Origin of the sequence: Escherichia sp. WS547 (genome assembly GCF_046486065.1) — a bacterium.
GTDB classification, from domain to species: domain Bacteria; phylum Pseudomonadota; class Gammaproteobacteria; order Enterobacterales; family Enterobacteriaceae; genus Escherichia; species Escherichia coli.
Genome location: NZ_JBJQMA010000017.1, coordinates 35220 through 49479, shown reverse-complemented (window position 1 = coordinate 49479; position 14260 = coordinate 35220). Strand labels below are relative to the sequence as shown.

Sequence of the window (14260 nt, the reverse complement as noted above, 5' to 3'; positions counted from 1 at the left end):
AGGCGCTGAAGCGCCTTTTTAATCAGAACAATTCCTGTGCCTCGCCATTATCGATAATGGTCGTTCCCACCTCGTGCACCGCCTGTTGTGTCGGCTGCGTACCTTCGATGAAATACTCTTCGCGGCTGTTGCCACCATTAGCTAACTGCCCGGTGCTGCGATCGATATTCACCGTCACAATACCCGGCGGCGGCGTCAGCGGCTGCTCCGGCACACCTTCAAGAACGGCTTTCATATAAGCGTCCCATGCAGGCTGGGCACTCTTGGCACCGCCTTCGTAACCTGAGATCTGATCTTTAATCGCTCCGGAAGCCGTTGTATGACCGAGATTACGACGGTGATCATCAAAGCCAATCCAGACCGAGGTCACAACGCCCGGACCGTAACCCGAAAACCACGCATCTTTCGAACTGTTAGTGGTACCGGTTTTCCCGCCGATATCGCGACGCTGCAAATCACGACCTGCACGCCAGCCGGTACCCTGCCAGCCTGGCTCACCAAAGATATTGGTGTTCAAAGCACTCTTAATCAGGAATGCCAGCGGAGTGTTGATGACGTGCGGTGCGTACTCCTGCGCGCCAGTCTTCGCCACTAACGCCTGATTTGCCTGCTCCAGCTGCGGCATTGGCACAGAAACATTCTGCTGCTCGCGGGAGATAGCGACATCTTCAACATCGTTATTTTCCAGCACGTTCGATTTCTGCGTATCACCGTAAATTACCGGAATATCGCATTCCGGGCAGGCTACTTTCGGTTTCGCTTCGAAAATCACGCCGCCCTGATCGTTTTCAATTTTGCTGATAAACCACGGGTCCACCAGGAAGCCGCCGTTCGCCATGACCGCGTAGCCGCGCGCCACCTGCATTGGGGTGAATGACGCTGAACCCAGCGCCAGCGATTCGGTGTGGACAATGTTTTGCGCCGGGAAGCCGAAGCGTTGCAGATATTCTGCAGCGTAGTCGACGCCCATCGCCCGCATTGCGCGTACCATCACCACGTTTTTCGACTGGCCCAGTCCCTGACGTAAGCGAATTGGACCAGCATATTGTAGCGGCGAGTTTTTCGGCTGCCAGTCAGAACCGGCACCTGCGTCCCAGCGAGAAATTGGCACATCGTTCAACATACTTGCCAGCGTCAGACCTTTATCCATCGCCGCGGTGTAGAGGAACGGTTTGATGTTGGAACCCACCTGACGCAGTGCCTGGGTGGCGCGGTTAAACTTGCTCTGATTGAAATCAAAGCCACCGACCAGCGCCATAACGGCACCGTTTTGCGGATTGATCGACACCAGCGCCGAGTTCACTTCCGGCACTTGTGCCAGCCACCAAGCATCGCCAACCTGACGAACCCAGATTTGCTGACCCGTTTGCAGAACATCGGTCACTTTACGCGGCGTCGGTCCCTGCTGAGTATCCGAACGGTAAGGACGCGCCCAGCGAACGCCTTCCATACTCAATGCGACGGTCGACCCGTCCGCCAGCATCGCCGTCGCTTCCTGAGGATTGGCGCTGGTGACTGCGGCAGGTAGCAGAGGACCATAGGTCGGCAGCGCCTTCAACGTATCGGTAATCTTGTTGTTATCCCACGCCGACTCGCCCACTTTCCACAGCACATTTGCCGGGCCGCGATAGCCGTGGCGCATGTCGTAGTCCAGCACGTTATTACGTACCGCCTGCTGTGCGGCCTGCTGCACTTTGCGGGTGATGGTGGTGTAAATGCGATAACCGTCTTCATAGGCACTTTCGCCATAACGGTTATACATCTCCTGGCGCACCATTTCGCTCAGGTACGGCGCAGAGAAAGCAATCTCCGGCGCGTGATAGTTAGCGTTAATCGCCTCAGTGCGTGTCTGATCGAACTGTTGCTGGGTGATATACCCTTCATCCAGCATCCGCGACAGTACGACGTTACGCCGCGCGACGGCACGATCCATTGAGTAGAGCGGATTAAAGGTGGAAGGCGCTTTCGGCAGCCCGGCTATCACCGCCATTTCGTTCAGCGTCAGTTGGTCGACCGTTTTACCGAAATAGACTTGTGCCGCAGCACCGACACCATAGGCGCGGTAACCGAGGTAAATCTTGTTCAGATAAAGCTCGAGGATCTCGTCTTTCGTCAGCAATTGTTCAATGCGAATCGCGAGGAAGACTTCCTTAATCTTACGCATCAGCGTGCGTTCTGGACTGAGGAAGAAGTTTCTCGCCAGCTGCTGGGTAATGGTACTCGCCCCTTGTGACGCGTGGCCGGAGAACAGCGCCACACTTGCCGCACGGAAGATCCCCACCGGGTCAACGCCGTGATGCTCGTAGAAGCGGCTGTCTTCCGTCGCGATAAAGGCTTTCACCATCTCCGGCGGGATTTGATCCAACGTAACCGGAATACGACGTTTCTCACCGTATTGAGCGATCAGCTCGCCATCGGCGCTGTAAATCTGCATCGGAATTTGCAGGCGAACATCTTTTAATGTCGCCACATCCGGCAGTTGTGGCTCGATGTAGCGGTATAGGCCATAAATCGAGCCTGCTCCCAGCAGAATGCAACAGACTGCAAGGATCAAAAAATACTTTACGAACTTCACTGGAAATTTCCCATTTAGTTTCATTTGGGCAGTTTATAAACAAACGCGCGGTAGTATAAAGGCAAGCCAGACGCATTGATATACCCGTCAGAGTGACGGGTGATAAGGAGATCATCACAATGGCATTTAAGATCTGGCAAATTGGTTTGCATTTACAACAGCAAGAAGCGGTAGCGGTTGCTATCGTGCGGGGCACAAAAGAATGTTTTTTGCAACGCTGGTGGCGGTTGCCGCTGGAGAACGACATAATCAAAGATGGGCGGATTGTTGATGCGCAGCGGCTGGCTAACACGTTGTTACCGTGGAGTCGCGAACTGCCGCAGCGTCATCACATTATGTTGGCGTTTCCCGCCAGTCGCACATTACAGCGGTCATTTCCACGCCCGTCGATGTCCCTTGGTGAGCGGGAGCAAACGGCCTGGCTGTCCGGGACGATGGCCCGCGAGCTGGATATGGATCCGGACTCCCTGCGCTTCGATTACAGCGAAGACTCACTCAGTCCCGCCTATAACGTGACTGCCGCGCAAAGCAAAGAGTTGGCAACGCTGCTTACTCTGGCAGAAAGGTTGCGTGTTCATGTTAGCGCGATCACCCCGGATGCCAGTGCATTACAGCGATTCCTGCCTTTTTTACCTTCTCATCAGCAATGTCTGGCCTGGCGTGATAACGAACAGTGGCTGTGGGCGACGCGCTATAGCTGGGGGCGCAAACTGGCGGTGGGGATAACTAGCGCGAAGGAGCTGGCGGCAGCGTTATCCGTTGATCCCGAAAGCGTCGCGATATGTGGCGAAGGCGGATTTGACCCCTGGGAGGCGGTTTCTGTTCGTCAGCCGCCGCTACCGCCGCCAGGTGGAGACTTTGCCATCGCGCTGGGGCTGGCGCTTGGGAAGGTGTACTGATGAACCCGCCAATTAATTTTTTGCCCTGGCGACAGCAACGCCGGACCGCTTTTCTTCGTTTCTGGTTGCTGATGTTCGTTGCGCCTCTGCTGCTGGCTGTCGGGATAACGCTAATACTGCGTCTGACAAGCAACGCCGAAGCACGCGTAGACACCGTTTTGCTTCAGGCGGAACAACAACTCGCCCGCAGCTTACAGATAACGAAACCACGTTTGCTGGAACGCCAGCAGTTACGCGAACAGCGTTTGCAAAGGCAGCTCCAGCGACAATTTACCCGTGACTGGCAATCTGCGCTGGAAGCACTGGCGGCGCTTTTACCCGAACATGCCTGGCTGACAACGATAAGCTGGCAGCAGGGAACGCTGGAGATCAAGGGGCTGACAACAAGCATTACCGCGTTAAACGCGCTGGAAACGTCACTCCGCCAGGATGCATCTTTTCATCTCAATCAGCGGGGGGCCACGCAGCAGGATGCGCAGGGACGCTGGCAATTTGAGTATCAGTTAACAAGGAAGGTTAGCGATGGACATGCTCTTTGACTGGTGGTTCGCCACATCACCCCGCCTCCGCCAGCTTTGCTGGGCATTCTGGTTGCTGATGTTAGTTACGCTCATTTTTCTGTCATCGACACACCAGGAAGAGAGCGACGCATTAATTCGACTACGGGCGAGTCATCACCAGCAGTGGGCCGCACTGTATCGCCTGGTAGACACCACTCCCTTCAGCGAAGAAAAAACGCTGCCCTTTTCGCCACTGGATTTTCAGTTATCCGGCGCGCAACTGGTTTCCTGGCGTCCATCCGCGCAGGGAGGTGAGTTGGCGTTGAAAACGCTGTGGGAAGCAGTGCCGTTGGCATTTACACGGCTGGCAGAGCGCAACGTCAGCGTGAGCCGTTTTTCGTTAAGCGTGGAAGGTGATGACCTTTTGTTCACGCTACAACTGGAGACGCCGCATGAGGGGTAAACGCTGGTTGTTGGCAGGTATTGCATTGTGCCTTTTAACCGGTATGCGTGACCCTTTTAAACCGCCGGAAGATCTATGCCGGATTAGCGAACTTAGCCAGTGGCGCTATCAGGGGATGGTAGGGCGAGGCGAGCGCATCATCGGTGTAATAAAAGACGGGCAAAAAAAATGGCGACGGGTGCAGCAAAACGATGTGCTGGAAAACGGCTGGACGATCTTACAGCTAACGCCAGACGCACTAACGCTGGGAACCGGGACAAACTGCGAACCGCCACACTGGTTGTGGCAACGGCAAGGAGATACAAATGAAGCAATGGATAGCCGCACTACTGTTGATGCTGATACCCGGCGTACAGGCGGCAAAGCCGCAAAAAGTGACGCTGATGGTGGATGACGTTCCGGTAGCTCAGGTGTTGCAGGCGCTGGCTGAACAGGAGAAGTTGAACCTGGTGGTGTCGCCAGACGTCAGCGGTACGGTGTCGTTACATCTAACAGATGTTCCCTGGAAGCAAGCACTACAAACTGTAGTGAAAAGCGCCGGACTGATAACGCGTCAGGAGGGCAACATTCTCTCAGTGCATTCCATTGCCTGGCAGAATGACAATATCGCCCGTCAGGAAGCGGAGCAGGCGCGGGCGCAGGCAAATCTGCCGCTGGAAAATCGCAATATTACTCTGCAATACGCCGACGCCGGAGAGCTGGCGAAAGCTGGGGAGAAGCTACTGAGTGCCAAAGGGAGTATGACCGTCGATAAACGCACCAATCGCCTTTTGCTGCGAGATAACAAAACGGCGTTAAGCGCCCTTGAACAGTGGGTAGCGCAAATGGATCTGCCGGTCGGGCAGGTTGAGCTGTCGGCGCATATTGTCACCATTAATGAAAAAAGTTTGCGTGAGTTAGGCGTGAAATGGTCGCTGGCCGATGCGCAACAAGCTGGTGGCGTTGGGCAAGTCACCACGCTTGGCAGCGACCTCTCCGTAGCGACGGCGACAACGCATGTCGGTTTTAACATTGGACGCATCAACGGACGTTTACTGGATCTTGAGCTTTCCGCGCTCGAACAAAAACAGCAGCTGGATATTATCGCCAGTCCGCGTCTGCTTGCCTCACATCTTCAGCCTGCCAGCATTAAACAGGGGAGCGAAATTCCATATCAGGTTTCCAGCGGGGAAAGTGGCGCGACGTCGGTGGAATTTAAAGAGGCCGTCCTGGGGATGGAAGTTACGCCCACGGTGTTACAAAAAGGTCGCATCCGGCTGAAATTACACATCAGCCAGAACGTTCCGGGGCAGGTGCTACAGCAGGCCGATGGCGAAGTGTTGGCGATTGATAAGCAGGAGATCGAAACGCAGGTCGAGGTCAAAAGCGGAGAAACGTTGGCGCTGGGCGGCATTTTTACCCGTAAAAATAAATCGGGTCAGGATAGCGTACCGTTGCTTGGCGACATTCCCTGGTTCGGGCAATTATTTCGTCATGACGGAAAAGAAGATGAACGACGCGAGTTAGTGGTGTTTATCACGCCACGACTGGTTTCCAGTGAGTAAACAGCCGTAAAAGCGGTAATGTTTTTACGCTGAACGTGTTTCATCTATTTGACGCGCGCAGGTATTTAGCATACAAGGAGTACCGATTTGAGAGTTGGTGCTCTTCGCTGCCTGCGTTCCATGATGATGATTTATCATTCAGGCGGCATTTTGCTGTCTTTTTTACGCTAATCTTACCCGGTGATTTATCGCCAGAGCGGTGGTAGCAAGGCAGCGCGCTTGCAGCGACCAGATATGCAGAGGGATGGGTGATTTATTCAGTTGCCAAACCCGCTGGAGTATTGAGATAATTTTCAGTCTGACTCTCGCAATATCTTATGAGGTTTCAGTTCATGTCCTGCGGCGCTCTCTGAGCGAAGCGGGTTTATCATTAACGAATAGTCTTAGTAGTACCGAAAAAATGGCAGAGAAACGCAATATCTTTCTGGTTGGGCCTATGGGTGCCGGAAAAAGCACTATTGGGCGCCAGTTAGCTCAACAACTCAATATGGAATTTTACGATTCCGATCAAGAGATTGAGAAACGAACCGGAGCTGATGTGGGCTGGGTTTTCGATTTAGAAGGCGAAGAAGGCTTCCGCGATCGCGAAGAAAAGGTCATCAATGAGTTGACCGAGAAACAGGGTATTGTGCTGGCTACTGGCGGCGGCTCTGTGAAATCCCGCGAAACGCGTAACCGTCTTTCCGCACGTGGCGTTGTCGTTTATCTTGAAACGACCATCGAAAAGCAACTTGCACGCACGCAGCGTGATAAAAAACGCCCGTTGCTGCACGTTGAAACACCGCCGCGTGAAGTTCTGGAAGCGTTGGCCAATGAACGCAATCCGCTGTATGAAGAGATTGCCGACGTGACCATTCGTACTGATGATCAAAGCGCTAAAGTGGTCGCAAACCAGATTATTCACATGCTGGAAAGCAACTAATTCTGGCTTTATATACACTCGTCTGCGGGTACAGTAATTAAGGTGGATGTCGCGTTATGGAGAGGATTGTCGTTACTCTCGGGGAACGTAGTTACCCAATTACCATCGCATCTGGTTTGTTTAATGAACCAGCTTCATTCTTACCGCTGAAATCGGGCGAGCAGGTCATGTTGGTTACCAACGAAACCCTGGTTCCTCTGTATCTCGATAAGGTCCGCGGCGTACTTGAACAGGCGGGTGTTAACGTCGATAGCGTTATCCTCCCTGACGGCGAGCAGTATAAAAGCCTGGCTGTACTCGATACCGTCTTTACGGCGTTGTTACAAAAGCCGCATGGTCGCGATACTACGCTGGTGGCGCTTGGCGGCGGCGTAGTGGGCGATCTGACCGGCTTTGCGGCGGCGAGTTATCAGCGCGGTGTACGTTTCATTCAAGTCCCGACGACGTTGCTGTCGCAGGTCGATTCCTCCGTTGGCGGCAAAACTGCGGTCAACCATCCCCTCGGTAAAAACATGATTGGCGCGTTCTACCAGCCTGCTTCAGTGGTGGTGGATCTCGACTGTCTGAAAACGCTTCCCCCGCGTGAGTTAGCGTCGGGGCTGGCAGAAGTCATCAAATACGGCATTATTCTTGACGGTGCGTTTTTTAACTGGCTGGAAGAAAATCTGGATGCGTTGTTGCGTCTGGACGGTCCGGCAATGGCGTACTGTATTCGCCGTTGTTGTGAACTGAAGGCAGAAGTTGTCGCCGCCGACGAGCGCGAAACCGGGTTACGTGCTTTACTGAATCTGGGACACACCTTTGGTCATGCCATTGAAGCTGAAATGGGGTATGGCAATTGGTTACACGGTGAAGCGGTTGCTGCGGGTATGGTGATGGCGGCGCGGACGTCGGAACGTCTAGGGCAGTTTAGTTCTGCCGAAACGCAGCGTATTATAACCCTGCTCACGCGGGCTGGGTTACCGGTCAATGGGCCGCGCGAAATGTCTGCGCAGGCGTATTTACCGCATATGCTGCGTGACAAGAAAGTCCTTGCGGGAGAGATGCGCTTAATTCTTCCGTTGGCAATTGGTAAGAGTGAAGTTCGCAGCGGCGTTTCGCACGAGCTTGTTCTTAACGCCATTGCCGATTGTCAATCAGCGTAACAACAAGAAAGGTCAGGCCGCTTATCAAGCGGTCTATTAGCTTCAGGTTAATTGCAACGTGGTAAGCATTAACCTTTTAGTGGGGTGTTAAATGGATGAATTCAAACCAGAAGACGAGCTGAAACCCGATCCCAGCGATCGTCGTACTGGTCGTTCTCGTCAATCTTCTGAACGTTCTGAGCGTACTGAACGTGGCGAACCGCAGATCAATTTTGATGATATTGAACTTGATGACACTGACGATCGCCGTCCGACTCGTGCGCAAAAAGAGCGCAATGAGGAACCGGAACTCGAAGAAGAAATTGACGAATCCGAAGATGAAACCGTGGATGAAGAGCGCGTAGAGCGTCGTCCGCGTAAGCGCAAAAAAGCAGCCAGTAAACCCGCTTCTCGTCAGTATATGATGATGGGCGTCGGCATTCTGGTTCTCCTGCTGTTGATCATTGGTATCGGTTCTGCGCTAAAAGCCCCCTCGACCTCTTCCAGCGATCAAACCGCGTCTGGCGAGAAGAGTATTGATCTTGCTGGCAATGCGACCGATCAGGCGAATGGCGTGCAGCCAGCGCCGGGAACCACGTCTGCGGAAAATACTCAGCAGGATGTTTCTCTGCCGCCGATCTCTTCTACGCCGACTCAAGGGCAAACCCCGGCGGCAACGGATGGTCAACAACGTGTTGAAGTGCAGGGTGACCTGAACAATGCGCTGACCCAGCCACAAAATCAGCAACAGTTGAATAATGTGGCGGTCAATTCCACGTTGCCGACTGAACCCGCGACGGTCGCGCCTGTTCGCAATGGCAATGCATCGCGTGACACGGCGAAAACGCAAACCGCTGAACGTCCGGCCACTACGCGTCCAGCTCGCCAGCAGGCGGTGATTGAACCGAAAAAACCGCAAGCAACCGTGAAAACGGAGCCGAAGCCGGTAGCACAGACGCCGAAGCGTACTGAACCAGCTGCTCCTGTGGCAAGCACGAAGGCACCGGCTGCGACCTCTACGCCAGCACCAAAAGAGACCGCAACTACGGCTCCAGTACAGACGGCATCCCCGGCGCAAACCACGGCAACACCAGCCGCTGGAGGGAAGACCGCAGGTAATGTTGGTTCGTTGAAATCGGCACCGTCCAGCCATTACACTCTGCAGCTGAGCAGTTCCTCTAACTACGACAACCTGAACGGTTGGGCGAAGAAAGAGAATCTGAAAAACTACGTTGTCTATGAAACGACGCGTAATGGTCAGCCGTGGTATGTCCTGGTTTCTGGCGTGTACGCTTCGAAAGAAGAGGCGAAAAAAGCGGTATCTACATTGCCAGCAGATGTCCAGGCCAAAAACCCGTGGGCGAAACCGCTGCGTCAGGTACAGGCCGATCTGAAGTAATCAAGGTTATCTCCCGCAATGGTTTATCATCGCGGGAGTTGCCTGAAGCGCTGGATGCTGTCGGAGCTTTCTCCACAGCCGGAGAAGGTGTAATTAGTTAGTCAGCATGAAGAAAAATCGCGCTTTTTTGAAGTGGGCAGGGGGCAAGTATCCCCTGCTTGATGATATTAAACGGCATTTGCCCAAGGGCGAATGTCTGGTTGAGCCTTTTGTAGGTGCCGGGTCGGTGTTTCTCAACACCGACTTTTCTCGTTATATCCTTGCCGATATCAATAGCGACCTGATCAGTCTCTATAACATTGTGAAGATGCGTACTGATGAGTACGTACAGGCCGCACGCGAGCTGTTTGTTCCCGAAACAAATTGCGCCGAGGTTTACTATCAGTTCCGCGAAGAGTTCAACAAAAGCCAGGATCCGTTCCGTCGGGCGGTACTGTTTTTATATTTGAACCGCTACGGTTACAACGGCCTGTGTCGTTACAATCTGCGCGGTGAGTTTAATGTGCCGTTTGGCCGCTACAAAAAACCCTATTTCCCGGAAGCAGAGTTGTATCACTTCGCTGAAAAAGCGCAGAATGCCTTTTTCTATTGTGAGTCTTACGCCGATAGCATGGCGCGCGCAGATGATGCATCCGTCGTCTATTGCGATCCGCCTTATGCGCCGCTGTCTGCGACCGCCAACTTTACGGCGTATCACACAAACAGTTTTACGCTTGAACAACAAGCGCATCTGGCGGAGATCGCTGAAGGTCTGGTTGATCGCCATATTCCAGTGCTGATCTCCAATCACGATACGATGTTAACGCGTGAGTGGTATCAGCGCGCAAAATTGCATGTCGTCAAAGTTCGACGCAGTATAAGCAGCAACGGCGGCACACGTAAAAAGGTGGACGAACTGCTGGCTTTGTACAAACCAGGAGTCGTTTCACCCGCGAAAAAATAATTCTCAAGGAGAAGCGGATGAAACAGTATTTGATTGCCCCCTCAATTCTGTCGGCTGATTTTGCCCGCCTGGGTGAAGATACCGCAAAAGCCCTGGCAGCTGGCGCTGATGTCGTGCATTTTGACGTCATGGATAACCACTATGTTCCCAATCTGACGATTGGGCCAATGGTGCTGAAATCCTTGCGTAACTACGGCATTACCGCCCCTATCGACGTACATCTGATGGTGAAACCCGTCGATCGCATTGTGCCTGATTTCGCTGCCGCTGGTGCCAGCATCATTACCTTTCATCCAGAAGCCTCCGAGCATGTTGATCGCACGCTGCAACTGATTAAAGAAAATGGCTGTAAAGCGGGTCTGGTATTTAACCCGGCGACACCTCTGAGCTATCTGGATTACGTGATGGATAAGCTGGATGTGATCCTGCTGATGTCCGTCAACCCAGGTTTCGGCGGTCAGTCTTTCATTCCGCAAACACTGGATAAACTGCGCGAAGTACGTCGTCGTATCGACGAGTCTGGCTTTGACATTCGACTGGAAGTGGACGGTGGCGTGAAGGTGAACAACATTGGCGAAATCGCTGCGGCGGGCGCGGATATGTTCGTTGCCGGTTCGGCAATCTTCGACCAGCCAGACTACAAAAAAGTCATTGATGAAATGCGCAGTGAACTGGCAAAGGTAAGTCATGAGTAAGTTTGAAGATATTCGCGGCGTCGCTTTTGATCTCGACGGTACGCTGGTGGACAGTGCTCCTGGCTTGGCTACCGCAGTAGATATGGCGCTGTATGCGCTGGAGTTGCCTGTCGCAGGTGAAGAACGCGTTATTACCTGGATTGGTAACGGCGCAGATATTCTGATGGAGCGCGCATTGACCTGGGCGCGTCAGGAACGTGCGACTCTGCGTAAAACAATGGGTAAACCGCCCGTTGATGACGACATTCCGGCAGAAGAACAGGTACGTATTCTGCGTAAACTGTTTGATCGCTACTATGGCGAGGTTGCCGAAGAGGGGACGTTTTTGTTCCCGCACGTTGCCGATACGCTGGGCGCATTGCAGGCTAAAGGCCTGCCGCTAGGCCTGGTCACCAACAAACCGACGCCGTTCGTCGCGCCGCTGCTCGAAGCCTTAGATATCGCCAAATACTTCAGCGTGGTGATTGGTGGTGATGATGTGCAAAACAAAAAACCGCATCCGGACCCGCTGTTACTGGTGGCTGAGCGGATGGGAATTGCTCCACAACAGATGCTGTTTGTTGGCGACTCACGCAATGATATTCAGGCAGCAAAAGCGGCAGGTTGCCCATCAGTTGGCTTAACCTACGGATATAACTACGGCGAGGCTATCGATCTCAGCCAGCCTGATGTAATTTATCAGTCTATAAATAACCTTCTGCCCGCATTAGGGCTTCCGCATAGCGAAAATCAGGAATCGAAAAATGACTAAGCCCATCGTTTTTAGTGGCGCACAGCCCTCAGGTGAATTGACCATTGGTAACTACATGGGTGCGCTGCGTCAGTGGGTAAACATGCAGGATGACTACCATTGCATTTACTGTATCGTTGACCAACACGCGATCACCGTGCGCCAGGATGCACAGAAGCTGCGTAAAGCGACGCTGGATACGCTGGCCTTGTATCTGGCTTGTGGTATCGATCCTGAGAAAAGCACCATTTTTGTTCAGTCCCACGTGCCGGAACATGCGCAGTTAGGCTGGGCACTGAACTGCTATACCTACTTCGGCGAACTGAGCCGCATGACGCAGTTTAAAGATAAATCTGCGCGTTATGCCGAGAACATCAATGCTGGTCTGTTTGACTATCCGGTGCTGATGGCTGCGGACATCCTGCTGTATCAAACTAATCTGGTACCGGTGGGTGAAGACCAGAAACAGCACCTGGAACTGAGCCGCGATATCGCCCAGCGTTTCAACGCGCTGTATGGCGAGATCTTTAAAGTGCCGGAGCCGTTTATTCCGAAATCTGGCGCGCGCGTAATGTCGCTGCTGGAGCCGACCAAAAAGATGTCCAAGTCTGACGATAACCGCAATAACGTTATCGGCCTGCTGGAAGATCCGAAATCGGTAGTGAAGAAAATCAAACGCGCGGTCACCGACTCCGACGAGCCGCCGGTAGTTCGCTACGATGTGCAGAACAAAGCGGGCGTTTCCAACCTGCTGGATATCCTTTCTGCGGTAACGGGCCAGAGCATCCCGGAACTGGAAAAACAGTTCGAAGGCAAGATGTATGGTCATCTGAAAGGCGAAGTGGCTGATGCCGTTTCCGGTATGCTGACTGAATTGCAGGAACGTTATCACCGTTTCCGCAACGATGAAGCCTTCCTGCAACAGGTGATGAAAGATGGCGCGGAAAAAGCCAGCGCGCACGCTTCCCGTACGCTAAAAGCGGTGTACGAAGCGATTGGTTTTGTGGCGAAGCCGTAATTTAACATTAATGCCAAAAACCGGGGAAACCCGGTTTTTTTATCCTCATTTGCAATAATCCGAAAAAATGTGAAGCGCCTCGCCGTTTCCACATCTCGCAGTTGCCACTTATCTTCATTTTTATGAAGATATAAATATTCACTTTATTGAAAATTTACTATGCGTCGAACGTTTATCAAAAAAGAAGGTGTCGTTATCACGACACTGGCCCGTTATTTGTTGGGTGAAAAGTGCGGTAATCGACTGAAAACCATAGATGAGCTGGCAACTGAATGCCGTTCATCCGTTGGCCTGACGCAGGCCGCATTGAAAACGCTGGAATCAAGCGGAGCGATACGGATTGAACGCCGTGGGCGCAATGGCAGTTATCTGGTCGAGATGGATAACAAAGCATTGCTGACTCATGTGGATATCAACAACGTGGTATGTGCGATGCCCTTGCCCTATACCCGTTTGTACGAAGGCCTGGCGAGCGGATTGAAAGCTCAGTTTGATGGTATTCCTTTTTACTATGCGCATATGCGCGGCGCGGATATTCGCGTGGAGTGTTTACTTAACGGCGTGTATGACATGGCGGTTGTTTCCCGACTGGCGGCGGAAAGTTATCTCACGCAAAAAGGCTTATGCCTCGCGCTGGAGTTGGGGCCGCACACCTACGTTGGCGAGCACCAGTTGATTTGCCGTAAAGGCGAGTCCGCAAACGTGAAGCGCGTGGGGCTGGATAACCGTTCGGCGGATCAGAAAATCATGACCGATGTCTTTTTTGGCGATAGTGATGTGGAACGTGTCGATCTCTCTTATCACGAGAGTTTACAACGCATTGTTAAAGGCGATGTCGATGCGGTGATCTGGAACGTGGTGGCGGAAAACGAACTGACCATGCTGGGATTAGAAGCGACGCCGCTCACAGACGATTCGCGATTTTTACAGGCCACCGAAGCCGTGGTTTTGACGCGAGTCGATGATTACCCAATGCAACAATTGCTGCGTGCAGTTGTTGATAAACAGGCCCTGCTTGCCCATCAACAACGAGTGGTCAGTGGGGAACAGGAACCCAGTTATTAAACGAAAGGCATCTGAAATGGAAACCAGACTCAACCTGCTTTGCGATGCAGGCGTTATTGATAAGGACATCTGCAAAGGCATGATGCAGGTCGTCAACGTACTGGAAACAGAGTGTCATCTACCGGTGCGCAGCGAGCAAGGAATGATGGCGATGACACATATGGCGAGCGCACTGATGCGCAGTCGCCGTGGTGAAGAAATAGAGCCGCTGGACGCCGAATTGCTGGCAGAACTGGCGCAATCCAGCCACTGGCAAGCCGTTGTGCAATTGCATCAGGTGTTGTTGAAGGAATTTACACTGGAAGTTAACCCGTGTGAAGAAGGCTATTTGCTGGCCAACCTTTATGGATTATGGATGGCTGCTAACGAAGAGGTTTGAAGCT

The 14260-nt window shown here is 52.9% G+C and carries 15 protein-coding genes; 14 read left to right on the top strand and 1 reads right to left on the bottom strand.

Annotated features, from left to right (window positions below; translation table 11 throughout):
* Positions 1-22: 22 nt before the first annotated feature.
* Positions 23-2575, bottom strand: a complete 2553-nt coding sequence (gene mrcA / locus ACJHWK_RS15745; RefSeq protein WP_170886101.1) for a peptidoglycan glycosyltransferase/peptidoglycan DD-transpeptidase MrcA — start codon at positions 2573-2575, stop codon at positions 23-25.
* A 119-nt stretch (positions 2576-2694) separates the two neighbouring features.
* On the opposite strand from mrcA, the gene hofM reads away from it, so the two are divergent.
* From hofM to ACJHWK_RS15675, 14 genes are all read left to right on the top strand, one after another.
* Complete coding sequence (gene hofM, locus ACJHWK_RS15740; protein ID WP_001445781.1) at positions 2695-3474, top strand: DNA utilization protein HofM; 780 nt, start codon at positions 2695-2697, stop codon at positions 3472-3474.
* The gene (gene hofN / locus ACJHWK_RS15735) at positions 3474-4013 is read left to right on the top strand and encodes a DNA utilization protein HofN (protein WP_001069323.1); all 540 of its coding nucleotides are present in this window, start codon (positions 3474-3476) and stop codon (positions 4011-4013) included. Before hofM ends, hofN begins: the two co-directional genes overlap by 1 nt.
* On the top strand, positions 3997-4437 hold the full coding sequence (gene hofO / locus ACJHWK_RS15730) for a DNA utilization protein HofO (RefSeq protein ID WP_000367366.1): 441 nt from the start codon (positions 3997-3999) through the stop codon (positions 4435-4437). Before hofN ends, hofO begins: the two co-directional genes overlap by 17 nt.
* Positions 4427-4831, top strand: a complete 405-nt coding sequence (hofP, locus tag ACJHWK_RS15725; RefSeq protein ID WP_001521465.1) for a DNA utilization protein HofP — start codon at positions 4427-4429, stop codon at positions 4829-4831. The genes hofO and hofP overlap by 11 nt, the downstream gene beginning before the upstream one ends.
* The gene (gene hofQ / locus ACJHWK_RS15720) at positions 4743-5981 is read left to right on the top strand and encodes a DNA uptake porin HofQ (protein ID WP_170886102.1); all 1239 of its coding nucleotides are present in this window, start codon (positions 4743-4745) and stop codon (positions 5979-5981) included. Before hofP ends, hofQ begins: the two co-directional genes overlap by 89 nt.
* 400 nt (positions 5982-6381) lie before the next feature.
* A complete protein-coding gene (gene aroK / locus ACJHWK_RS15715; RefSeq protein ID WP_000818618.1) occupies positions 6382-6903 on the top strand; it encodes a shikimate kinase AroK in 522 nt (173 codons plus the stop codon).
* Positions 6904-6959: 56 nt separating this feature from the next.
* Positions 6960-8048, top strand: coding sequence for a 3-dehydroquinate synthase (gene aroB, locus ACJHWK_RS15710; protein ID WP_020232886.1), 1089 nt, complete (start codon positions 6960-6962; stop codon positions 8046-8048).
* Positions 8049-8139: 91 nt separating this feature from the next.
* Complete coding sequence (damX, locus tag ACJHWK_RS15705) at positions 8140-9426, top strand: cell division protein DamX (protein ID WP_000343222.1); 1287 nt, start codon at positions 8140-8142, stop codon at positions 9424-9426.
* A gap of 106 nt (positions 9427-9532) precedes the next feature.
* A complete protein-coding gene (gene dam / locus ACJHWK_RS15700; protein WP_000742141.1) occupies positions 9533-10369 on the top strand; it encodes an adenine-specific DNA-methyltransferase in 837 nt (278 codons plus the stop codon).
* Between the two features lie 17 nt (positions 10370-10386).
* Positions 10387-11064 (top strand): ribulose-phosphate 3-epimerase, encoded by a 678-nt coding sequence (rpe, locus tag ACJHWK_RS15695; protein ID WP_000816280.1) that lies wholly within the window; start codon positions 10387-10389, stop codon positions 11062-11064.
* A complete protein-coding gene (gene gph / locus ACJHWK_RS15690) occupies positions 11057-11815 on the top strand; it encodes a phosphoglycolate phosphatase (protein ID WP_001521459.1) in 759 nt (252 codons plus the stop codon). Before rpe ends, gph begins: the two co-directional genes overlap by 8 nt.
* Positions 11808-12812 (top strand): tryptophan--tRNA ligase, encoded by a 1005-nt coding sequence (trpS, locus tag ACJHWK_RS15685; RefSeq protein ID WP_000165552.1) that lies wholly within the window; start codon positions 11808-11810, stop codon positions 12810-12812. Before gph ends, trpS begins: the two co-directional genes overlap by 8 nt.
* Before the next feature lie 159 nt (positions 12813-12971).
* Positions 12972-13877 (top strand): GntR family transcriptional regulator YhfZ, encoded by a 906-nt coding sequence (gene yhfZ, locus ACJHWK_RS15680; RefSeq protein ID WP_001521458.1) that lies wholly within the window; start codon positions 12972-12974, stop codon positions 13875-13877.
* Positions 13878-13893: 16 nt separating this feature from the next.
* Positions 13894-14256: a hypothetical protein gene (locus ACJHWK_RS15675; protein WP_001469389.1), complete on the top strand. Its 363-nt coding sequence runs from the start codon at positions 13894-13896 to the stop codon at positions 14254-14256.
* Positions 14257-14260: the final 4 nt, after the last annotated feature.

Bases quoted from the DNA above. Each gene is read 5' to 3' on its own strand.
- gph (WP_001521459.1), top strand. From the start codon at position 11,057: ATGAGTAAGTTTGAAGATATTCGCGGCGTCGCTTTTGATCTCGACGGT.
- damX (WP_000343222.1), top strand. From the start codon at position 8,140: ATGGATGAATTCAAACCAGAAGACGAGCTGAAACCCGATCCCAGCGAT.
- hofN (WP_001069323.1), top strand. From the start codon at position 3,474: ATGAACCCGCCAATTAATTTTTTGCCCTGGCGACAGCAACGCCGGACC.
- hofO (WP_000367366.1), top strand. From the start codon at position 3,997: ATGGACATGCTCTTTGACTGGTGGTTCGCCACATCACCCCGCCTCCGC.
- yhfZ (WP_001521458.1), top strand. From the start codon at position 12,972: ATGCGTCGAACGTTTATCAAAAAAGAAGGTGTCGTTATCACGACACTG.
- ACJHWK_RS15675 (WP_001469389.1), top strand. From the start codon at position 13,894: ATGGAAACCAGACTCAACCTGCTTTGCGATGCAGGCGTTATTGATAAG.
- hofM (WP_001445781.1), top strand. From the start codon at position 2,695: ATGGCATTTAAGATCTGGCAAATTGGTTTGCATTTACAACAGCAAGAA.
- hofP (WP_001521465.1), top strand. From the start codon at position 4,427: ATGAGGGGTAAACGCTGGTTGTTGGCAGGTATTGCATTGTGCCTTTTA.
- aroK (WP_000818618.1), top strand. From the start codon at position 6,382: ATGGCAGAGAAACGCAATATCTTTCTGGTTGGGCCTATGGGTGCCGGA.
- trpS (WP_000165552.1), top strand. From the start codon at position 11,808: ATGACTAAGCCCATCGTTTTTAGTGGCGCACAGCCCTCAGGTGAATTG.
- rpe (WP_000816280.1), top strand. From the start codon at position 10,387: ATGAAACAGTATTTGATTGCCCCCTCAATTCTGTCGGCTGATTTTGCC.
- aroB (WP_020232886.1), top strand. From the start codon at position 6,960: ATGGAGAGGATTGTCGTTACTCTCGGGGAACGTAGTTACCCAATTACC.
- hofQ (WP_170886102.1), top strand. From the start codon at position 4,743: ATGAAGCAATGGATAGCCGCACTACTGTTGATGCTGATACCCGGCGTA.
- dam (WP_000742141.1), top strand. From the start codon at position 9,533: ATGAAGAAAAATCGCGCTTTTTTGAAGTGGGCAGGGGGCAAGTATCCC.